Raw genomic sequence first — 20,136 nt, 5'->3', positions numbered from 1 at the left:
CCACTCCGGCGTCTCGAGCGGCGTCGAGGCCTTCAGGAAGATCGCGTTGAGGTGCCCGGGCGGCATCTTGCGGGTGATCTCGGAGCCGCGGATGACGAGGAGGTCGAGCTTGTCGCCGTGCGCCGCGGCGATCTCGTAGGGCCGCTCATGGTTCGTCGGGAGGTCGGCCTTGTGCGGCTGGTATTCGATGTGGTCCGTGATGGCGACGGCGTCGAGGCCCTCGCGCCACCCCTCCTCGGCGCGGACGTCCGGCCAGACCTCGCCGTCCGAGAAGACGGTGTGGGTGTGGAAGTCGCACTGGAGGGTCCGGAAGCCCGCGATGTCCGGAAGCCGGAGCGGGCGCCTCACGCGGACGTCGTGAGCCGTCGCGGCCCCCTGCAGGAGGCACAGGAGGCCGAGGACGACGACGATCGGGCCGCGAGGTCGCACGGTCAGGCCGCCGTCCCCATCCCGAGGAGGGACGATTCGAAGGACTTGAAGAGCCGCGCGCCGTCGACGTTTCCGAGGATCGCCTCGGCGCACCTTTCGGGGTGCGGCATCAGGCCCACGACGTTGCCGTTCAGGTTGCAGATGCCGGCCACGTCGTCGAGGGAGCCGTTCGGGTTCGAGTCGGGCGTCCTCTCGCCGCGGGCGTTCACGTAGCGAAAGACGATCTGGTCGTTCGCCTGGAGGCTGGCCAGCGTCTCCGGCGACGCCGTCCAGTTGCCGTCGCCGTGCGCGATCGGGACGCGGAGCACCTCGCCGCGATGGATGCCGATGGTGAAGGGCGTCCTCCGCGACTCCACCTTCAGGTAGACGTCCTTGCAGAGGAAGCGGAGGCCGGCGTTCCGGAGCATGGCGCCCGGCAGGAGGCCGGCCTCGCAGAGGATCTGGAAGCCGTTGCAGATGCCGAGGACGGCTCCTCCGTCGGTGGCGAAGGCCGCGACGGACTCCATCACCGGCGAGAAGCGCGCCATGGCGCCGCTCCTCAGGTAGTCGCCGTACGAGAACCCGCCGGGGAGGATGACGAGCTCGGGATCGCCGAGGTCGAGCGAGTCGTGGCGGACGAGCAGGACGTCGGCCCCCATCACGGTCTCGGCGGCGTGGACGGCGTCGTGATCGCAGTTCGAGCCGGGGAACAGGATGACGGTGACGCGCGGCTTCCGCGACATCAGCCCTTCACCTCCACCTCGAAGTCCTCGATGACCGGGTTCGCGAGGAGCTTCTCGGCCATCTGGCGCGCCTCCTCGCGCGCCGCGGCGGCGTCGGCCGTGGCGAGGTCGATCGTGAAGACCTTCCCCGCGCGGACGTCCTCGACGCCTTCGAACCCGAGCCGTGTGAGCCCCCCCGCGATCGCCTTTCCCTGCGGGTCGAGAACTCCCGACTTCGGCATGACCCTCACTTCCACTCTCATCGTCGCTCCTTCGCCCCGAATTTAACCCGCCCCGAGCCACGGCGTGGGGCAATCGGGCGGCGCCACCTCCAGCCGGACGCGCGCGCCGATCGAGCGGACGGAGCCCGCCATCGTCCGCTCCGCGAGCGCGGGGGTGTTGTTGTGCTTGGAGATGTGGAGCACCGCCAGGGAACACGTCCTTGGGCCGATGAGCGTCTCGAGCGCCGTGGCCGCGGCGTCGTTCGAGAGGTGGCCCACGTCGGACAGGATGCGGCGCTTCAGGACGACCGGGTAGCTTCCGGTGCGCAGGAGATCCACGTCGTGGTTCGCCTCGAGGCCCAGCACCTCGCAGTCGCGGAGCGCGGCGGCCACCTTCGCCGAGAGGTGGCCCAGGTCGGTCGCAACCCCCACGCGCCGGCCCGCGCCGTCGGCGAAGACGTAGCAGACCGACTCGGTGCCGTCGTGCGGCGTCCGCGTGGCGCGGACGTGGAGGTCGCCGCCCGCGAGGACGGAGTCGCGCCCGTCGCGGACGCAGCGGACGTCCGCGAAGAGCGGGCCGGGGAGGCCGGCGGCAGCGGCCGTCCCCTGCGTCGCGTAGATCGGGACCTCCAGCTTCCTCGACAGCGTCCACGCCGCGTGCGCGTGATCGCCGTGTTCGTGCGTCAGGAAGAGCGCCCGCACCTCGTCGAGGGCGACGCCCCGCAGCGCCAGACGCTTCTTCGTCTCCCTCATCGAGAGGCCGGCGTCCAGGAGGACGACCGTCTTCCCGCACCGGACCACGGCGCAGTTGCCGGACGACCCGCTGCCGAGGAACGAGATCTCGATCAAGACGCGCCGGAGCTGCCGAAGCCGCCGGCGCCGCGGGCGGAGGCGACCAGCTCGTCCGCCTCGGCGAAAGTCGCCCGCGACACGGGCGCCACGACGAGCTGCGCGATCCGGTCCCCGCGTCGGAGCGTCACCGCCTCGGACCCGAGGTTGATCAGGAGGACGCCGACCTCGCCGCGGTAGTCCGAGTCGATCGTGCCGACGCCGTTCACGAGCGCGATCCCCTTCTTCAGCGCCAGGCCCGAGCGCGCCCGCACCTGGCCCTCGAAGCCCGGCGGGATCTCGAGCGTGAGGGCCGTCGGGACGAGCGCCCGCTGGAGCGGCTCGAGCGTGAGGGGCGAAGGGAGCGCGGCCCGCAGGTCGGCGCCGGCAGCCCCGTCGGTGGCGTAGGCGGGCGGGGCCAGGTCCCGGAAGGCGTCAGCCAGGCGGTAGCGCACCACGAGCCCCGGGGCCGCCGTCACGCGGCCAGCTCTCCCGCCAGCTCGTCCACGGAGATGCCCGGCACCACGGGCCCGGTGATGCCGAGGCCCATCGAGCTCGCGAAGAGGAGCTGCACGGCCTTCGCCACGTCTTCCACGGTGACCTTCGCCACCCGCGCCAGGACCTCGCTCACCTCTTCGGGGCGGCCGCGGTAGAGCCAGGTCCGCGCGGCCGCCTCGCGGCGCGCGGCGGTCGACTCGAGGCTCAGCGCGATCTCGGCCGTCACCTGGTTCTTCGCGCGGACGAGCTCGGCGGGCGTGACGCCGTCGCTCAGGATGCGCCGGAGGATCTGCCGCGTCGTCTTCACCAGCTTCGGGAGGTTCTTCGGCTGGGTGGCGGCCTCGATGAGGAAGACGCCCGCTCGCCGGTGAACGGTCAGGCCCGAGCCGACGTGGTAGGCGAGCCCCTGCCGCTCGCGGACGCCGCGCCAGAGCCGCGACGAGACGCCGCCGCCCAGGATGACCGATCCGAGCGTGGCGGCCGTGATGAGCGGGTGCCCGAACGCGAGGCCTTGCGGAGCCGATCAGGAGGTGGGTCTGCGTGAGGTCGGGGCGCACCAGGTGGAACGCGCAGCGGGCCGCGCGCGGCGACGGGGCCGCGCGGCGCGGCGGAAGGGGCGTGGGCGCCTTCGCGCGCCGCGTCCGGAGGTCCCGCGCCCGCTGGAGCTGGGTCACGAGCGCGTCGGGCTCGAAGGCGCCCGCGGCCACGATCACCATCCGCTCGGGCCGGAAGATCTCGCGGAAGCGCGTGACGAGCGTGTCGCGCGAGAGGCCCCGGACGGTCTCCTCGGTGCCGAGGATCGGGGCGCCCAGAGGGTGCGCGGGCCAGAGGGCGCGGACGAAGGCGTCGTGCAGGCGATCCTCGGGGACGTCGTTCGCGTCGGCCATCTCTTCCAGGATCACGTCGCGCTCCGTCTCCACGTCGTCCCGCGTGAACGCCGGGGCCTCGGTGAGGTCGAGGAGCAGAGAGATGGCGTCGGTGAGGCGGCTGGCGGGCGTCCGGGCGTGGAAGCAGACCGACTCTTTCGTGGTGTAGGCGTCGCAGTCGCCCCCGAGGCGGTCGGTCATCCGCGCGATGGCCGCGCCGGAGCGCCGGCGGGTCCTCTTGAAGAGGAGATGCTCCAGGAAGTGGGTGGAGCCCAGGGTCTCCGGCGCCTCGTCGGCCGAGCCCCCCTTCACGTAGACGCCGAGCGCGACGCTCTCGACGTCGCGCATCGGGTCCATCCAGACGGCGGTGCCGTCGGTGAGGGTTCGGGCCAGCACGGCGCGGATCTTAAGCCGTGCCCTACTTCTTCCTCCGCCCCCCTCCCGGCGGGAGGTTCGTGGGGGTGCCGTCGCGCACGCCGGCTCCTGGCGTGACGCCGGCGCCCTGGCCGACGGTGTTCTCGGTGAACTTCCACTCCTCGTAGGCCTTCCGGCCCTGGAACGTGCGGAGCCCTTCCTTCTTCGACTTGGAGTAGACGCCGAGAATGGGGCCCACGGAGGCGACCGGCCCCGCGGCGTCACCCGTGCTCCGGAAGTGGTCCGGCGTGGGGCTCGGCGCGGGTGTGGGCGTTCTGACGGCGCCACCCGTTCCCCCTCTCCCGGGCACCGGGGTCGGGATAGTCCACCGCCCCGCCCTGGCTGAGCGTGACGAGGCCCCAGTCGTCGGACCTCAGGATCGGGTCTTTCCAGAGTTTCCGGATCGTCCGGGGCTTGGTCTCGAGCATCTCCTTCAGGGCGGTGGGGTACCGCCCGTACTTTCGCCGGAAAATCCGGATCGCCTCGGCGTACTGGGTTCCCCGGAAGATCAGCTCCTCCTCGTCCTCGCGCTGCCTCTGGGTGGAGGCGAGCGGGAGGATGGCCGCGATCATGATGGTCATCAGGGTGAGACCGATGAGGAGCGCGACGAGCGTGTAGCCGCGGAGGCGCCGGGGCTTCCTCATCACGTCACCGTCGCATCACCAGGTGTTGTACGCCGTGCCGTCGAGCGCGATCTTCGGCGAGCCCGACGTGACGTTGATGATGCCGGGGGCTGCTCGCTCGCGGTCTCGGTGGCGTCGGGCTCCTCGAACTCCAGCTCCCAGGTCTCGGCTGACTTGGTCATCGGGTCGATGGGGATCTTCCGGATGTACTTCTCCGTCACCAGCACCTCCAGCGACTCGGGGTAGTGGCCCTTGTCGGCGAAGAACTGGTCGATGCACTGGCGGAACGTGAAGAGATCTTCCTTCAGGGCCGCTTCCTTGGCCGTGATCGGCGCTTTCTGGAGGGCCGGAATCGCAACGGCCACGAGTATCCCCATGATCGCCATCACGACGAGGAGCTCGATCAGGGTGAACCCGCGGTTTCGCTTCAGGCGTCTCATGTCACCAGTCCTTGTATTTCGTCTTGTCGAGCCCGGTGGCCTCGGAAAGGGAGTAGACGTCGTAGACGTTCTGCCTTCCCCACGAGGTGGTGTCGGGCTCGTCCTGCACGCTGCGCAGGCCCCACTCGGCCTTGCCGGTCATCGGGTCGATCGGGATCTTGCGGAGGAACCGCTTCTTCTTCTTGATCTGGCCCACGAGGTCCACGCCCTCGACGAGCTTGTCCAGCGTCTTCGGGTAGCCGTCGGTGTCGAGGTCGACCGGGACGAGCCCCTGGTCCGACAGGCGCTTGTACTCGTCGATGGCGCTCCGCATGTTCCGGAGGGCCATCTTCAGCTCCATCTCCTTCTGGCGGATCAGGGTGAACCGCGTGATGGGGACGATCATCGCGGTGAGGATGACGATCATGGCGCAGACGATCGACAGCTCGATCAGCGAGTAGCCGCGTGTGCGGGCTTTCCGGCTGAAGAGGCCTTTCGACATCGCCTTTCTTCTCCCCTACTCGACCGTCAGCGTGAGCGGCATTGCCGCGGGCGTTGCGGGCCCGTTCTTGGCCAGGGCCGCGGCGGCCGAGACGCGCAGGAACGTGGTGCCCGACGCGACGCCGCGCACGGCCAGGTTCGCGAGGACGCCCTCGGGAAGGCCCGTCGTCCCCGCGGCGCGCCCGAACTGGAGCCGCGCCCGGCCCGGCACCCGCTCGGCCTCGAAGCGCACCTGGCCGCCCGTCGGCCCGCCCTGCCACGGGCCGGCCGCGATGCCGGTGACCTCGACCACGGCCGGATTCCACTCCACCGTCAGCTCGAGGGCGTTCAGGTCGGGCATCCCCGCCACGCCGTTCAGCGACACCACGGAGACCTCGCCCGGCTTCACCGACTCCACCTCCGTGGTGAAATCGAGCGCCGGCGCCCGCGAGGCGAGCGGCTCCCCGTTGGAGACGAGGTTCCTTCCCCTTGATCGGGGACGGGTTGGGATTCGTCAGCGGCGGCGAGCCCCGCTTGAACGGGTCGTTCGGGCCGCTCCCCTGGGGAATCGTGCTTCCGGGCGTGGTGGAGACCGGCCGCGCGGACTGGGGAATGACCTGCGGCTTGGTCGGCGCGTCGAAGGGCGAGCCGATGGCGTTCGGCGACTCGAGCCGCGTGGCCGCGCCCGAGAAGCTGACGTTGTTCTCCGTGCCGACCCAGATGGGGAGGAGGTCCTCCTCGGTGATCTGCGGCGAGCGGATGATGTGAGGGGTCAGGGTGAGGAAGAGGTCCTTCCGGTTCTGCGAATCGACGCTGTGCGAGAAGAGCTGTCCCACCAGCGGGATCTCGCTCAGGAACGGGACTCCCCTCTTGGACCTCGTGATGTCCTTCCGGATGAGCCCGGCCAGGAAGTTCGTCTCGCCGTCCTTCAGCCGGATGGTCGACGTGATGGTCGGGTGCCGATCGTCGGCTGGCCCGATTCGTTCGTCGCCCCGAGCTGCGAGACCTCGATCGTCAGCTTCATCGTCACCTCTTTGTTGTGGTGTACGCGCGGCTCGATCTCGATCTTGATCCCGACGTCCTGGTACTGGTACGACGTGATGGGGACGATGCCGCCGCTCGACCCGATGGCCTGCTGTGTGTTGATGGTGGTGACCGGGATCGGGACGCGGTCGCCGATCGTCAGCTGCGCCTTCTCGCCCTCGGCGATCCGGAGCTGGGGCTTCGCCAGGAGCTCGGCCTCGGAGTTCGTCTTGATGAAGTTGAAGGTGATCGCGGGAATGGCGAACGAGAAGTCGGAGAGACCCACCTTGAAGAGGTCCTTCCACAGGACGTTCGTCGTCGCGGTCGAGCCGCCGGTGCCGCCCGTGCCGCCGGTTCCACCGGTGCCGCCCGTTCCGCCCGAGCCGCCGGTCGCGGTGCCGGGGGGACCGTAGACGGCGCTGGTAGGAGCTCAGCTCGGCGCCGAGCTCGAGAGCTTGTTCGTGTCGATCTGCAGGAGCTCGACGTCGACGACGACCTCGGCCTTCGCCTTGTCGTTGATCTCGATGATCTTCTCCGCCACGGCCACCTTGTCGGCGGTGTCGCGGATGACGATGGCGTTCAGCTGCGGGATCGTGGCGAGGCGGCGGAGGTCGAGGATGGACCGGACCATCGCCGACACGTCCTTCACGTCGCCGTTCGAGAGGAAGAACGTCCGGATGACGAGGTCCTCGTACTCCTTGCGGTTCTGCTGGGTGTCCTGGGCGATGATGATCGTCCTCTCGTCGTAGACCTTGTAGAAGTGCCCCGCCTGGCGCATGGTCGTCTCGAGCGCCTTCTGGAACGTCATCCCGCGGAGGTCGATCGAGAACTTGTCGTTCTTCAGCTGCGGGTCGTAGATGACGTTGATCCCCGCGGCCGAGCAGATAGCCTGGTAGATCTTCTTGATCTCCACCTCGCCGGGGACGTAGTAGTCGATCAGCTTGTCGGAGGCGGGGTTCAGCATGGGCGGCGTGATCCGCGCGCCCCTCGCCTTCGCCTTGGCCTTCTCGATGCTCGTCCCTCCCGCGGCTTCTCCCGCCGCGCGCCGAGGGCGGCCCTTCCCGATCTTCAGCTCCTGGAGCGCCGCGTCGTTCGTGGGGTCGAGCGCGACGGACTGCTCGTACTCGATGGCCGCCAGGTCCAGCTGTCCGGCGATCGGTGGATGCGGCCGCGCTTGGAGTGCGCCTGCGCGGCGCCTTCAGCTTCGCCCGCTGGTAGGCGATCTTGTACGCCCGTTCTCGGGCTCGCCCTGGAGGGGCCTTGTCGTACGCCGAGGACCGCGAGGTCCCAGTGCTCCAGCGTCTCCTCGCGCTGGGCGTCGCGGAAGGAGCGGGTGGCGGCGCAGCCGCTTCCGAGGAGCGCCGCCGCCGCGAGCAGAAGCGCCGGGAATGTTCTCATCGCTCGGGTCGTCATCTACTTTCCTTTGGAGCCTTCCGCTCCCTGCACGGGGAGCCGCGTGGTGATGCTTTTGGGGAGATCGGGGAAGCCGAAGTCGACCGATTCGCGGTTGATCTTCAGGACCTTGAAGCGGTTGTCGATCACGTCGCCCTCCCGCGCGTTGATGAGCCGCGCCCCTTCCTCGAGCGCCACGATCCGGTTTCCCTCCGGTCCCATGATCGCTATCGCGGTATACGGAACCTTCGGGGGAATGATCGGGGTGTTCGTGGGGCGGTGGTCGTCGGTCCGCGGGCCGAACGAGCTGCTTCGGCGGGGGGGCGGCGGCGTCCGCGTGGGCGTGGCGGTGGGCGAGTTGTAGTAGCGGAAGATGTTCCGCCCCACCTTCCCTTCGATCGGCCCGCCCTTCGCGGGATCCGGGTTGAACGCCGGGATCGGCAACGAGTCGAGCGCCACGGGCTTGGCGCCGCGCGTCGTCACGGGGCCACCGGCCGCCGGGGCGCCGCGTCGCGCGGCCAGAAGTTGTACGCGGCGATGGCCGCCAGCACGGCGAGGAGGGCGTAGAGGCGGTTGTTGCCGCCGAGCGGTCGGCTTCGCGCGCCCCTTCGCCAGGCGCCGCGGGCCTCTTCGCCGGCCGTCTTCTGGCTGCGGAAGCGGCGCCCTTCGGCGCACCTTGAGAGGTCTGGGTCTGGAAAGTAGTGCCCGTCGGCGGTGCCGCTCACGCTGCCGGGCCGTCCGGGTCGTCGTCGTCGGCCGCCACGGCGATCCCCTCGAGGACGAAGAAGCTGTCGCTGGTCTCGAGCTCGGCCATCAGCTTCTTCACGTCGATGTACTTGCCACGGAGGAGGAACGTCATCGACATGCGGCCCGTGTCGTCCTCGGCATACGAGATCTCGTCGGGACGCATGGCGGCTTTCCGGTGAGGCGGCGAGGTCCTCGATGAGCGCGGCCAGCCGCTCCTTCCGCGTCCCGAGCGTCTCGGTGTAGAAGGTCTGGAGCCCTTCTCGCGGAGTGCGCCCAGCTCCTCCTCCCTCGCCTTCAGCTTCGCGATGGAGGCCGTGACCTCCCGCTTCCGCTCCTCCAGGTTCTTCTGCGTCTCCTGGAGGGCCCGCACGCGGGACTCGTACAGGCCGTTGTACGAGACGAGGAGGGCGGCGTTGACGCCGATGAGGACGAGGAGGACTGAGAAGAGACCCGGCGCGCGCCAGACCCCCGCCGCGTGATTCTTCGGCGGGCCTCCGGCCGGCTTCGCGCTTCGGGCGGCGTGGCGGCGGGCGACTGGTGATGACGGACGCCCCCTTCGCGAGCTTCGTCGAGGGCTCCGCGGCCTGGTCCCGGCCTTCTCCGCTTCCCGCGCCGGCGCCTTCGGCGGCTCCTCTCGGTGAGCGGCGCTCGCGGCCGGCTCGGGACGGCCCGCGCCCTTGTCCCTGTAGACGACGCTGAGCCGGAGCTGATGCCCGTCGGGAGAGCCCTTGTCCGGGCCCAGCTCCTGCTGGGGTGACGGCTTGTCGAAGTACTCGGAGCCGTAGAACGCCTTGAGGACCCGGGGGAGGCCGTCCGGATCGCGCGATACGGGGTTGAGATCGATCCGCACCTCTTCGTCGGGCGCAGGAGACCTTGGCCGGCTCCTTCGTCACCTTCGCGAGGCTGATCGACATCACCCGACACTCGGTCGGGAGCACCTCCTCGAGCCGCGACAGGAGGCGGGTCCAGGAGAAGGCCCGTTTCCGGGCGAGGACGTTCGCGACGAGGGCGCTGTCCTCGAGGTCCCCCAGGTTGAAGCGCGGAGAGCCTGTTCTCGCCGAGACGCCGCTCCTCGTCGAGCCGGGCGTTCTCCTTCGAGAGCGTGGCGATCGCGGCGCGCGTCTTCTCCGAGTCGTTCAGGTAACGCTGCACCGTCCGGAGGCTGAGGGCCGACAGGGCGAGCACCACGACCGCCAGGAACGCCGCGACGGCGTTCGCCGGACGGGTGTTGACGAAAGGGCGCTTCGCGAGGTTCAGCGACATCAGCCCTCCGCCTTCGCCATCGCGCCCAGCGCCACCGCGATCGCAGGGTCGTCACCGGCCTTGCCGCCGATCGCCACGGGCTCGCGGCCGCCGGCCTCGGCGCGGAACGCGCGGAAGCGCTCGACGACCGGCGACGAGAACGGCCCCGCCGCGCAGGCGCCCTCCACGTCGATCGGTCCGTTCTTCGAGACGAACGACGCGGCCAGGCGTATCTCCTGGAGCGCGTCCTCGGGATCGGCCGTGGGGCGCGTCCTCATGAAGCGAAGGGCCGTTCTCGAAGAAGAGCGCGGTGGTGGAGCGGCCCTCGGCCCAGACGACGAAGCCGTTCCCGGAGACGGCCGCCTGGCCGAGCGCCGAGACCGCGAGCGACGCCGTCTCGAGCGAGCCGATCCGGACGCCCGCGGCCGCGAACGGCGCCTCCCACGACGCGGCGGCCTCCTCGGGCGTCGCGAGCGCCAGGACCCGCGCCCGTCGGCGCCCGGCCCGGCCGTGTGCCAGCGAGAGCCGCAGGGCGGAGCGGTTCGCCGAACACCTTCGCGAACTTCCACGACAGGATCTCCGCGGCCTCCTTCGGGCTCTTGTCGGGGTCGTCCACGTCCACGGACAGCACCTCGACGAAGTGGTCCGGCACCACGAGCGAGGCGGCGTGGACCTTCCCCCCCCCTTCGCGGACGAGCGCGATGATCGCGTTCTGGAGCGCGCCGTCGGCCACGGGAGCGTTCCCCTTGCCGGGCCGGAACGTCCCCTCGGGGAGCGGCCGAGAGGCGGCTCACCACGGCGTTCTCCGCGGTGGACGGCTTCCCCGTGGAGGGATCGCGGCGGCTCACGTAGACGAGCCGGCTCTCCGTGAGGACGAAGGCGTGCTGCGGCCGCTTGAGACGGAGGAGCCTCGTCCAGACGCTAGTCGACAAACGTCACCTTGTTGACTTCCCTCAACGTGGTCTCGCCGATGAACACCTTCTTCAGCGCCGATTCGCGGAGGAAGGTCATCCCCTCGTCCTTCGCGGCCTGCTTGATCTCGGGCGCCGGGCGCTTGTCCAGGATGAGCGTGCGGATCTTGTCCGACAGGTCGAGGAGCTCGGTGATCGCCATCCGGCCGTAGAAGCCGGTGCCGTTGCACTCGATGCAGCCGCGCCCCTCGTAGAACGTGATCCCTTCCACCATCGCAGCCGAGAGGGCGGACTCCTCCAGCAGCTGCGCCGTCGGCTTGAACTCGACCTTGCAGTGCGGGCAGATCTTCCTCACGAGGCGCTGGGCCAGGATGCAGTTCAGCGCGGAGACGAAGTTGTAGAGCTCGACCTTCATGTTGAGGAAGCGGCCCAGCACGTCGACGACGTTGTTGGCGTGGACCGTGGTGAAGACGAGGTGGCCGGTGAGCGCGGCCTGGACGGCGATCTGCGCCGTCTCCTCGTCGCGGATCTCGCCGACCATGACCTTGTCGGGGTCGTGGCGCAGGATCGAGCGCAGGCCGCGCGCGAACGTCAGCCCCTTCTTCTCGTTGACGGGGATCTGCGTGATGCCGCGCAGCTGGTATTCCACCGGGTCCTCGATCGTGATGATCTTGTCCTCGATCGACTTGATCTCGGAGAGGCACGCGTAGAGGGTGGTGCTCTTGCCCGAGCCGGTGGGGCCGGTGACGAGGAGAATGCCGTATGGCTCGCGGATGAACTTGCGGAGGCGGCGCATCGTCCCGGGGCCCATCCCGAGGACGTCGAGGCGCAGGTTCTTGAACTCGGCGTTCGCCGACTCCTTGTCGAGGATCCGGATGACGGCGTCCTCGCCGTGGACGGTCGGCATGATCGAGACGCGGAAGTCGATCGTGCGGCCCTTCACGCGGATCTTGAAGCGGCCGTCCTGCGGCATCCGCTTCTCGGCGATGTCGAGCTCGGACATGACCTTGATGCGGCTGATGATCGTCTGGTGGTGCTTCTTGTCGATCGGCTCCATCGCCGGGTAGAGGACGCCGTCGATCCGGTACTTGATGACGACGACGTTCTCCTGCGTCTCGATGTGGATGTCGGAGGCGCGGCGCTGGATGGCGTTGAAGAGGACGGAGTCGACCAGCTTGATGATCGGGCTCGCGTCGGCCGCGATCCGGTCGATGGTGAGGACTTCCTGGCCTTCCTCGTCCTCCCGCACCACCTGCATCCGGAAGTCCTCGGTGGCCTCCTCGAGGACGCGCTGCGTCGACTCGGACTTCTGGAGGATCTCCTGCATCGCGACGCGGGAGCCCACCTTCACCTTGAGGCGCTTCCCCACGAGCCTCTCGAGCTCGTCGCGCTTCACGACGTCGGTCGGGTCGGCCATCACGACGACCAGCGCGCCGTTCTCTTCCTTCTCGGGGACGAACTCGAACCTCAGCATCCACTCGAGCGGGATGGCGCGGAAAGCGTCCGGGTCGATGCGGAACGTCCAGAGGTCGACGTACGGGAGGCCGAGGCGCTGGCGCGCTGCCTGGCGCGGGTCTCCTCGGAGGCCGCGTCGAGGACGCGCGGGATCGCGGCGTCGACGGAGTGTTGCGGCGGGCCGTGCTCTGCGTCGATGCGCTTCCTTGGCCCTCAGGCCTTGATGTTGGACAGGATCGAGAACATCGGGAGATAGACGGAGAGGAGGATGGTGGCGATGACCGACCCCATCACGATGAGGATGACCGGCTCGATCAGGTTGATCAGCTTCTGGAGCGAGCCCTCGATCGCCTCGTCGTAGAACTCGGAGACGTTCGTGAGCATCTCCTCGAGCGCGCCGGTGGCCTCGCCCACCTTGATCATCTCCACGGCCAGCGACGTGAGCTGCCCCGTGTTCTCGAGGCTCTTCCAGAGCTCGGCCCCCTCGCGCACCTTCGGCACCACCGACATGACGGCCCTCGCGATCCGCTGATTGCCGATGGCGCCGGACGAGATGTCGAGGGCGGGGACGAGCGGCGTGCCCGCGCCCACCAGCGTGGCGAGCGACCGGGTGAACTGCGAGAGCGCGAACTGGTGGAGGATCGTCCCGATGAGCGGCAGTCTCAGAAGGAACCCGTCCCATCCGAGCCGCCCGGCTTCGGTGGCCTTCCACCGCGTGAAGGCGATCGTCGCCACGACGAGCCCCGCGAGGACGAGGAGGATGTGTCCGCGGAGAAAATCCGCCGTCCCGATCACGACGCGCGTGATGAGCGGGAGCTGGCCCGCCCTCGAACCCGGCGAAGAACTCGCGGAAGCGCGGGATCACGTACGTCATGAGGATCGTGACGAGGCCGATCGAGAGGCCGATCAGGACCGCCGGGTAGACGAGCGCGCCCGTGACCTTGCGGCGCAGCGCCGCGAGGATCTTCTGGTAGGCCAGGTAACGCCGCAGAACCTTCTCGACCTCGCCGGAGCGCTCCCCGGCCTTGAGCGACGTCGCGTAGAGACGCGGGAAGACGTCGCCGTGGGAGAGGAACGCGTCCGAGAGCGCGACGCCCGAGATGAGCTGCTCGCGGACGTCGAGGAGGATCCCCTTGAAGCGCGCGTTCTCCTGGCGCTCGAGGAGGATCTCGAAGCCGGCGACGATCGGAAGCCCGGCCTTGAGCAGCGCGACGAGCTCCTGGTTGAACACGAGGAACTCGCTGATCTTGACCGTGCCGCCGCGCCCCTGCGGAGAGACGCGGAAGCGCGATTCGGCGCCCCGGCGCGGCCGCACCGGGCGCGTCCCCGGCGACCTTGACGGAGAACAGCCGCGCGTTCAGGCGCGCGATCTCGGTGCGCAGCGCGCCCTCGTCGGACGCCTCGATCGTGCGCGTCGCGATCGCCCCGTCGGCGCAGCCCGAGCCGGCAGACGTACGTCGCCATCAGTTCAGCAGGATTCCCGGGCCCGGCCGGGTCCACTCGGGGTAGAAGACGAGGAAGAGGGCGCCGCGCGCCGCCTCGTCCTTGCCCACTCCGAGGATGTACGGCTGGCCCATGTTCACGTTGATCGACGTGTGGAGGATCTCGCCGCGCGTCTCCTTGCCGCCCTCGCGCCGCACCCTCTCGAGCGAGAGGTCCCGGAACTGCAGGCGCTTGCCGTCGCGCGACGGGTCGAGGACGAACTGGATGTGATACGTCGCGCCGATCGCGTAGGCGACGCGCTGGCCCTCGATGCCGCGCACGACGACCGAGTCGAGGCGGGTGAAGTCGGTCACGTTGAAGAGCTTCTTGAGTCGCTCGCCGATCCCGCGGATCTCCGCCGACGCGTCGGCCATCGACGGCGCGGCCTTCGGGTCCGACGTCGCCTTCAGCAGCGTCACCGCCACGTCGACTCCCCGGAGGGGGACGTCGTAAGCCGCGATCGCCTGCGCCGCCCGGTCGACCGAGGCCGCCGCGTCGCGGACGGTGAGCTCGTTCGTCCTCGGCTCGAGCATCACGGAGCCCGCGTCCGAGAGGAGCGGGCGCACGAGCTGGAGCGCCTCGTCGGCCGCGCGGTGCTTGAGCGCGAAGACGCGCACGACCACGGCGGGCGGCGCGCCCGCGGCCGCCGGGGCGAGGAGCGCGAGGACGGCGGCCGCGGCGAGAACGGCCGCGGCGGCCTGGGCGGGGGCGGGCGGCGTTCCGTCACGTCAGAGGTCCGCGTTCGGGTTCGCGACGAACACGACGGCCGGCTCCCGGGGGGAGGCCGAGGCGAACTCGTAGACGCGCGCGTTCGGGCTGCGCACGCCCTCGATGAGGGGACGCGCGGGTGCGTCGGCCGGCACGGGAGCGTCGGCCCCGCCGGGCTGGGAGGAGGACGCGAGCCGTGTCCGCCGGCCCGGCGGGGCGGGCGCGCTCCCAGCGGACGAGACCCGCCAGACCGGCGGTGAGCGCGACGAGCGCGGCCGCCTGCGCGACGCGGTGCGTGCGCCACCAGGACGCGGCGGGCGCCGTCGGCGCCCGAGCGCGTCAGGCGGCGCGGCCGGTCGACCTCGAGGACTGGCGGCGAGGACGTCGGCGACGTCGGCGCTGGGCTTCGCGGGGCGCGGCGAGGACGCGGGCTCCGGCGCCGGACGCCGCGAGGCGCGCGAAGACGAGCGTCGGGTCCGCGCTCGATCGCGTCGGCGCGGCAGCCGGCGCACGCGGCGAGATGAGCGTTCAGGTCGGCGGAGAGTAGCAGGGAGAGGAGAGGTCCTCCGGCGGAGGAGAGCTCTTCGAAAGGGAAAGACGGACGGCGGCGCCTGGGAAAGGGTGCCAGGCAGACGACGGCCCTCATCGCGCGCCTCCGGCGAACTCGGGATAGCGCTTGCGGATCTCGTCGCGCAGGATCCGGCGCGCCTGGAAGAGGTGGTTGCGCACGGTGGACTCCTGGCAGCTCGAGGATCGCGGCGATCTCCTTGCGCTTCCTTCTCCTCGAACTCCCGCAGGACGAAGACCGACGCTGCTTCTCGGAGAGCACGCCCGCGCAGGCCTCGAACACCGCCGGCACGTCCTTGCGGTGGAGCGCGCCGAGGGCCGTCGGGCGCGGCCACCGTCCGCGCCCTTCACGAGGCGGAAGTTCTCCTGCTCCGGTCCGCTGGCGGGTCTTCTTCGCGCGCAGGGCGTCGATCGCGAGGTTGCCGGCGATGCGGAACAGCCACGTCGAGAACGCCCACGCGGGGTCGTAGCGCCCGATGTTCTCCCAGACCCTCAGGAACGTGATCTGCGCGACGTCCCGCGCATCCTCGGCGTCGCCGAGCATCCGGCGGAGGAACGCCACGACACCGGGTGTCCGACGCTGGACGAGCTGCGCGAAGGCCTCGGGGTCGCCCTCCTGCGCCTGCCGGACCAGCGCCCGCTCGATGGCGCGCGTTCGGTGGCCGGCACGTCCCGTCCCGCCCCCGGCGACGTCGGCCGGCGGTCGACGCGGTGCCGTCGAGGCAGTCGAGGCGGTGGTGACGAGACGCATCATGGTTTCGGCGTCTTCTACGTTTTTCGGCTTCTCTTCGTCTATCACGGAGACCACGGCTCCAGGCCGGTCCGCCAGTATAATCCAGCCCCGGCGCATGCGGATTTAAATTCCTTGCCGCGAATAGATTTGAGCCGCTGATTCTCCCCGGCTGTGGCCCCGGCCTGCCCTCCGTCAGGCCGCGTCTGGGTCCAGGCCGCGTGTCGGTGGGCGAGGTGGAGATCAGGGCGTCTCCCGCAGGTGAGGTGGCCTCCCCGCGGGCCCGAGAGGCCCGGGCTCCGCCTCCTCGTCAGCGCGACCACGCCCGCGGGCGTGGCCTTCTGGCCGGGCGCTTCCAGTCCGTCGCCACCCGGCCGTTTCCTCTCGACCTCCCGTCCGCGGTGCGGCGCTTCTTCGATGCCGAACGCCCGCGGCTGCTCGTCCTCGTAGAGACCGAGCTCTGGCCCGCCGTCCTCGCCGAGGCCCGGACGCAGCGGACTCCGGTGCTCCTCGTGAACGCGCGCCTGTCGGACCGGTCCGTGCGGTTCTGGACCGCCGGGCGGCTGCTGTCGCGGCCCCCTTTCGGCCCTCACCCGCGTCTCGGCCCGGACCGAGTAGGACGCGGCCCGCTTCGCCGAGATCGGCATCCCGCAGAGCGGATCGCGGTGGCGGGCGACCTGAAGTTCGACCGCCCCGCGCCCGCGCAGCCGCCTTCGCCGGGCGCGTTCCGGGCCCTCGCGGCCGCGTCCGGTCCTCGTCGCGGGCTCCCTGGCCGGGGACGAGCTCGACCTGCTCCTCGCCGCGCGGCGCCGCCTGGCGGCCGCCGGCTCCCCTCGTTCCTCGTCCTGGCGCCGCGCCGGCCCGAGGTCTTCGACGCGTGCGGCACGCCTCGCAGGGAGCCGGGGCCTCCGCCTGGCCCGGAGGAGCCGGCTCGCCGAAGGGCCGGGGGCTCCCCGTGGGCGAGCTCGCTGGCACCTATCGGCTCGGGACCGTGGCCCTCCTCGGCGGGACCTTCGGCGACCGCGGCGGACACAACGTCCTCGAGCCGCTCCGCGCGGGCCTGCCGACGCTCGTCGGCCCGTCCATCTGGAACATCCGGGCCTCCGTCGAGGGCGCCGGCGACGGCTGCCTCGCGGTTGCCGACGCCGGCGACGTCGCCGCGCGGTTCCTCGCCTCGTCGCGGACGAGGCGCGGAGGAGCCGCGCCGGCAACGCCGCCGAGCCCTCTTCGCGACGTCGTCGGGCGCCGCGGCGCGTGCCGTGGCCATCGCTCTCGCGCTCCTCGACGGCAGTCAGCGCCCGTGTGAAAGGCGCCTCCTCTCCTCTCGCCGCGCTTTACGGCGCCGCGATCTCGACGCGCCTGTCGCTCTACGAGCGGGGCGTCCTGAAGGTGCGGAAGGCGGGCCGGCCGGTCCTCTCGATCGGCAACGTCGCGGCGGGCGGGACGGGGAAGACGCCCTTCCTGAGGTGGCTCGCGGGCGGGCTCCTCGCGCGCGGGCTCCGGCCGTCCATCGTGACGCGAGGCTACGGGCGGCGAAGCGTCGGACCCGTCGTCGTCTCCGACGGCGCGGGGACCGTCGCGAACGTCCGGGCGTCGGGCGACGAGGCGCTCGTCCTCGCGCGGGCGCTGCCGCGCGTCCCGATCCTGGCGGACGCGCGGCGGGGCGCGGCGCGCGCACGGCTGGAGGCGCTGGCCCCGACATCGACTCTTCACCTCCTCGACGACGGCTTCTCGCACGTCGCCCTCGCGCGCGACCTCGACGTCGTCCTCCTCGACGCGACGGCGCCCGACGCCGGCGGCGCGCTCCTGCCCGCCGGGCGCCTGCGCGAGCCCCTCGCGTCCCTCGCGCGCGCGGACTTTCTCGTCGTGACGAAGACCGAGCAGGCCCACCCCTGTCTACCATGCGCGGACCAACGTGCTCGGCATCACCGACGACCGCGGCGAGACCGTCGAACCGACCTTCATCTACCCGGGCACGGCGGTGGCCGTGGCCGGTCTGGCGCACCCCGAGGCGTTCTTCGCGACGCTGGCCCGCCGGCCTCAAGATCGTCCCGCCTCCCTGGCGTTTTCCGCGACCACCACCCCTACGGCGACGTGGCGATCGGCGGCATCCTCCGCGAGGCCGAGGAGGCGGGCGCGACGGCGATCGTGACGACCGAGAAGGACGCCGTGAAGCTGGAGGGAAGGGTGAGCCTGCCGATCTTTCGTGTGGCGATCGAGATGCAGATCCTCGAGAAGGACTTCATCTCCGAGGTGCTCGCGCGGCTCAAGAGGCAGCCCTCGTGTGGCAAAGCAGCGATCGACCTTCCGGAATCGCGTCGAGGCGTCGGCTTTCCGGCTCGCCGTCTGGCTCTTCTCACGCCTGTCGCTCCCCGGGGCCGAGCGTTTCGGCCAGCGGCTGGGGCGGCTCTGGATGCGTGTGGACGCCAAGCGCCGTCGGCTCGCGCGGACGAACCTCGCGCGGGCCTTTCCCGAGCTCTCGGAAGAGGAGGTACGAACGCTCTCCCGGCGCGTCTTCGAGCACCTCGGCGGACTGGGCGCCGAGATCGTCTGGTCGTTCCACGAGCCGCTCGAGTCGCTGGTCTCGCGGTTCGAAGTCTCGGGCGCGGAGTTCGCGCGGGCGGCCGTCGCGTCGGGGCGCGGCGTTCTCTTCCTCACGCCGCACCTGGGCAACTGGGAGGCGGGCGCCCTCGCGTTCGGCGCGCTCGGCCTCCCCGCCACGATCGTCGTCCGGCCGCTCGACAACCCCGAGATCAACCGGTATTTCACGGCGTTCCGCGAGAGGAGCGGCCATCGGCTCATTCCCAAGGCGGACGCCGCGAGAGAAGTTCTCCGGACCCTGCGGAAGGGGGGCTCGATCGGCATCCTCCCCGACCAGCACGCCCGCACGCCCGACGCCCTCGTCGTACCGTTCTTCGGACGCCCCGCGTCCACCACGTCCGCCGTGGCGCGCTTCGCGGACAAGACGGAGGCGCTCATCCTGCCCACCTCCTCCTTCCGGACTGGCCCCGGAGGCCGCTATCGCATCACGATCGAGGAGCCGATCGACGTCCGGACCCTGACGAAGGAGGAGCGGACTCCGGAGGCCCTGACCCCCGGCGGGCCGGCCTCCGGCGCGAGCAATGGATGGTCCAGGGCGGGACAGGATCCGAAAGTGGCGGCCCGCCTGCGCAGTGGCTGTGGCGTTCCCACAACCGGTGGCGCTCGCCACGGGCTTGGGCTCGGGCCAAACACCCCCCGGATTGTGCGTCATTCGGGCACCCTCTTCCCAGCCGCCCCTCGGCCCTGGTTCGCGCCGTGTAGAGCGTCCCTTCGTCGGCGGCCCTGAGGAGGGCCGAGGACGCCACGGTTCCGGAGCCGTCGAACGAGGAGCAGCCGATCGAGGTCGTCACCGACACGAACTGGCTCCGGCCGACGGGCGACGCCTCGAGCGCCGCGCGGATCCGCTCCGCGACGAGCTTCGCCTGGGGCAGGGACGTCTGGGGCAGGATGACCGCGAACTCCTCGCCGCCGATCCGGGCGCTCATGTCGCCGCGACGCCCCAGCCGCTTCAGGAGATCCGAAACGGCCGACAGGACCTCGTCGCCCACCGCGTGCCCGTGCCGGTCGTTCACGTCCTTGAAGTGGTCGAGGTCGAGGAAGAGGAGGGAGAGCGGCTTGCCGTGGCGCGTGGCGCGGGCCGTCTCGGTGGAGAGAGCTTCCTCGAACGCCCGACGGTTCGCGAGGCCGGTGAGCGGGTCGGTCAGCGCGAGGCGCTCCAGGAGCTCGTTCTTCGCCTCGAGCTCGGCGAGCGCGCGCTGGAGGCGGAGCCCGGCGCGGACGCGCGCCCGGAGCTCGTTCTCGTCGGCGGGCTTCACCAGGTAGTCGTCGGCGCCGACGTCGAGGGCCGTCACCTTCGCGTTCGTGGCCCCGTGCGCCGAAAGGAAGATGACGTAAGTGGAGTGGATCAGCTCGTTTCCCTTGATGAGACGGCAGAGGGTGATGCCGTCCATCACCGGCATCTCGGAGTCGGTCACGACGACGTCGGGCCTAGCCGGACGCGCTCCAGCGCCTCGCGACCGTCGCCGGCGGTGTCGACGTCGTAGCCGGTCCCGGTGAGCATCGCGGCGATCAGCTGTCGCTGCAGGGGGTCGTCGTCGACAACGAGGATCCGGGCGGAGGGTGCGGACATCGACGCCTCAGCTCCCGAGCTGAGACCTCACGGCGGTGACGAACCCCATGTGGTCGATGATCGGCTTCGCCACGTAGCCGCTCGCGCCGCTCTCGGAGAGGAACTTCTCCCGGTCGCCGCGCATGGCATGGGCGGTGGCGAGGATGACGGGAATGGGCCTCTCACAGCCCCGGATGCGCCGGGTCAGCTCGAGACCGTCGACGGACTCCTCGCCCACCTTGGTGTTCGT

Annotated in this window: 26 protein-coding genes and 3 pseudogenes; 3 read left to right on the top strand and 26 right to left on the bottom strand. The window is 70.7% G+C overall.

What is annotated here, in order from left to right; all coding sequences use genetic code 11:
- From IPL89_17300 to IPL89_17255, 10 genes are all read right to left on the bottom strand, one after another.
- Window positions 1-429: histidinol-phosphatase (locus tag IPL89_17300; protein ID MBK9064920.1), on the bottom strand; the 429-nt coding region annotated here is incomplete at its 3' end.
- Between the two features lie 2 nt (window positions 430-431).
- Window positions 432-1,151: a phosphoribosylformylglycinamidine synthase subunit PurQ gene (purQ, locus tag IPL89_17295; GenBank protein ID MBK9064919.1), complete on the bottom strand. Its 720-nt coding sequence runs from the start codon at window positions 1,149-1,151 to the stop codon at window positions 432-434.
- Window positions 1,151-1,393 carry a phosphoribosylformylglycinamidine synthase subunit PurS gene (gene purS / locus IPL89_17290; protein ID MBK9064918.1) on the bottom strand — a complete coding sequence of 81 codons (243 nt, stop codon included), beginning with the start codon at window positions 1,391-1,393 and terminating at the stop codon, window positions 1,151-1,153. The genes purQ and purS overlap by 1 nt, the downstream gene beginning before the upstream one ends.
- A gap of 21 nt (window positions 1,394-1,414) precedes the next feature.
- The gene (locus tag IPL89_17285) at window positions 1,415-2,200 is read right to left on the bottom strand and encodes an MBL fold metallo-hydrolase (protein ID MBK9064917.1); all 786 of its coding nucleotides are present in this window, start codon (window positions 2,198-2,200) and stop codon (window positions 1,415-1,417) included.
- On the bottom strand, window positions 2,197-3,939 hold the full coding sequence (dut, locus tag IPL89_17280) for a dUTP diphosphatase (protein MBK9064916.1): 1,743 nt from the start codon (window positions 3,937-3,939) through the stop codon (window positions 2,197-2,199). Before dut ends, IPL89_17285 begins: the two co-directional genes overlap by 4 nt.
- A 22-nt stretch (window positions 3,940-3,961) precedes the next feature.
- Complete coding sequence (locus IPL89_17275; GenBank protein ID MBK9064915.1) at window positions 3,962-4,156, bottom strand: hypothetical protein; 195 nt, start codon at window positions 4,154-4,156, stop codon at window positions 3,962-3,964.
- A gap of 22 nt (window positions 4,157-4,178) precedes the next feature.
- Window positions 4,179-4,601: a type II secretion system protein gene (locus IPL89_17270; GenBank protein ID MBK9064914.1), complete on the bottom strand. Its 423-nt coding sequence runs from the start codon at window positions 4,599-4,601 to the stop codon at window positions 4,179-4,181.
- The gene (locus IPL89_17265; GenBank protein MBK9064913.1) at window positions 4,601-5,011 is read right to left on the bottom strand and encodes a type II secretion system protein; all 411 of its coding nucleotides are present in this window, start codon (window positions 5,009-5,011) and stop codon (window positions 4,601-4,603) included. Before IPL89_17265 ends, IPL89_17270 begins: the two co-directional genes overlap by 1 nt.
- A 10-nt stretch (window positions 5,012-5,021) precedes the next feature.
- Window positions 5,022-5,501, bottom strand: a complete 480-nt coding sequence (locus tag IPL89_17260) for a type II secretion system protein (protein ID MBK9064912.1) — start codon at window positions 5,499-5,501, stop codon at window positions 5,022-5,024.
- 15 nt (window positions 5,502-5,516) lie between these two features.
- A complete protein-coding gene (locus IPL89_17255; GenBank protein MBK9064911.1) occupies window positions 5,517-5,888 on the bottom strand; it encodes a hypothetical protein in 372 nt (123 codons plus the stop codon).
- 125 nt (window positions 5,889-6,013) lie between these two features.
- Between IPL89_17255 and IPL89_17250 the strand changes: the two genes are divergently transcribed.
- A complete protein-coding gene (locus IPL89_17250; GenBank protein ID MBK9064910.1) occupies window positions 6,014-6,247 on the top strand; it encodes a hypothetical protein in 234 nt (77 codons plus the stop codon).
- Here IPL89_17250 and IPL89_17245 read toward each other — a convergent pair.
- The 11 genes and pseudogenes from IPL89_17245 to IPL89_17195 form a co-directional block, all read right to left on the bottom strand.
- A pseudogene (locus tag IPL89_17245) lies at window positions 6,235-6,459 on the bottom strand (type II protein secretion system D protein). The gene IPL89_17250 and the pseudogene IPL89_17245 sit on opposite strands and share 13 nt — an antisense overlap.
- Entirely contained in the window at window positions 6,408-6,788 is a 381-nt protein-coding gene (locus tag IPL89_17240) for a hypothetical protein (protein MBK9064909.1), read from the bottom strand. Before IPL89_17240 ends, IPL89_17245 begins: the two are co-directional and overlap by 52 nt.
- 144 nt (window positions 6,789-6,932) lie before the next feature.
- Window positions 6,933-7,466: a hypothetical protein gene (locus tag IPL89_17235; protein MBK9064908.1), complete on the bottom strand. Its 534-nt coding sequence runs from the start codon at window positions 7,464-7,466 to the stop codon at window positions 6,933-6,935.
- A 449-nt stretch (window positions 7,467-7,915) separates the two neighbouring features.
- Complete coding sequence (locus IPL89_17230) at window positions 7,916-8,377, bottom strand: hypothetical protein (GenBank protein ID MBK9064907.1); 462 nt, start codon at window positions 8,375-8,377, stop codon at window positions 7,916-7,918.
- Entirely contained in the window at window positions 8,374-8,619 is a 246-nt protein-coding gene (locus tag IPL89_17225) for a hypothetical protein (protein ID MBK9064906.1), read from the bottom strand. Before IPL89_17225 ends, IPL89_17230 begins: the two co-directional genes overlap by 4 nt.
- Window positions 8,616-9,491, bottom strand: coding sequence for a hypothetical protein (locus IPL89_17220; GenBank protein ID MBK9064905.1), 876 nt, complete (start codon window positions 9,489-9,491; stop codon window positions 8,616-8,618). Before IPL89_17220 ends, IPL89_17225 begins: the two co-directional genes overlap by 4 nt.
- A 412-nt stretch (window positions 9,492-9,903) precedes the next feature.
- Window positions 9,904-10,161: a hypothetical protein gene (locus tag IPL89_17215; GenBank protein ID MBK9064904.1), complete on the bottom strand. Its 258-nt coding sequence runs from the start codon at window positions 10,159-10,161 to the stop codon at window positions 9,904-9,906.
- Entirely contained in the window at window positions 10,158-10,616 is a 459-nt protein-coding gene (locus tag IPL89_17210) for a hypothetical protein (protein ID MBK9064903.1), read from the bottom strand. The genes IPL89_17215 and IPL89_17210 overlap by 4 nt, the downstream gene beginning before the upstream one ends.
- Window positions 10,617-10,804: 188 nt before the next feature.
- Entirely contained in the window at window positions 10,805-13,564 is a 2,760-nt protein-coding gene (tadA, locus tag IPL89_17205) for a Flp pilus assembly complex ATPase component TadA (protein ID MBK9064902.1), read from the bottom strand.
- 148 nt (window positions 13,565-13,712) lie between these two features.
- Entirely contained in the window at window positions 13,713-14,354 is a 642-nt protein-coding gene (locus IPL89_17200) for a hypothetical protein (protein MBK9064901.1), read from the bottom strand.
- The gene (locus IPL89_17195) at window positions 14,264-15,760 is read right to left on the bottom strand and encodes a sigma-70 family RNA polymerase sigma factor (GenBank protein ID MBK9064900.1); all 1,497 of its coding nucleotides are present in this window, start codon (window positions 15,758-15,760) and stop codon (window positions 14,264-14,266) included. The genes IPL89_17200 and IPL89_17195 overlap by 91 nt, the downstream gene beginning before the upstream one ends.
- Window positions 15,761-15,894: 134 nt before the next feature.
- Here IPL89_17195 and IPL89_17190 point away from each other — a divergent pair.
- Window positions 15,895-16,428: pseudogene (locus IPL89_17190) on the top strand (hypothetical protein).
- Window positions 16,429-16,504: 76 nt separating this feature from the next.
- A pseudogene (gene lpxK / locus IPL89_17185) lies at window positions 16,505-17,629 on the top strand (tetraacyldisaccharide 4'-kinase).
- 191 nt (window positions 17,630-17,820) lie between these two features.
- Here lpxK and IPL89_17180 read toward each other — a convergent pair.
- The 5 genes from IPL89_17180 to IPL89_17160 form a co-directional block, all read right to left on the bottom strand.
- Window positions 17,821-18,006, bottom strand: a complete 186-nt coding sequence (locus IPL89_17180; protein MBK9064899.1) for a hypothetical protein — start codon at window positions 18,004-18,006, stop codon at window positions 17,821-17,823.
- A gap of 86 nt (window positions 18,007-18,092) precedes the next feature.
- Window positions 18,093-18,530, bottom strand: a complete 438-nt coding sequence (locus IPL89_17175) for a hypothetical protein (GenBank protein MBK9064898.1) — start codon at window positions 18,528-18,530, stop codon at window positions 18,093-18,095.
- A 232-nt stretch (window positions 18,531-18,762) separates the two neighbouring features.
- The gene (locus IPL89_17170; protein ID MBK9064897.1) at window positions 18,763-19,752 is read right to left on the bottom strand and encodes a diguanylate cyclase; all 990 of its coding nucleotides are present in this window, start codon (window positions 19,750-19,752) and stop codon (window positions 18,763-18,765) included.
- On the bottom strand, window positions 19,749-19,907 hold the full coding sequence (locus tag IPL89_17165) for a response regulator (GenBank protein ID MBK9064896.1): 159 nt from the start codon (window positions 19,905-19,907) through the stop codon (window positions 19,749-19,751). The genes IPL89_17170 and IPL89_17165 overlap by 4 nt, the downstream gene beginning before the upstream one ends.
- Window positions 19,908-19,914: 7 nt before the next feature.
- On the bottom strand, window positions 19,915-20,136 hold a 222-nt coding region (locus tag IPL89_17160; protein MBK9064895.1), incomplete at its 5' end, for a response regulator.

Source organism: Acidobacteriota bacterium, from assembly GCA_016716715.1.
GTDB lineage: Bacteria > Acidobacteriota > Thermoanaerobaculia > UBA5066 > UBA5066 > Fen-183.
The sequence above is the reverse complement of the archived record's forward strand: the minus strand, read 5'-3'. Positions and strand labels throughout refer to the sequence as shown.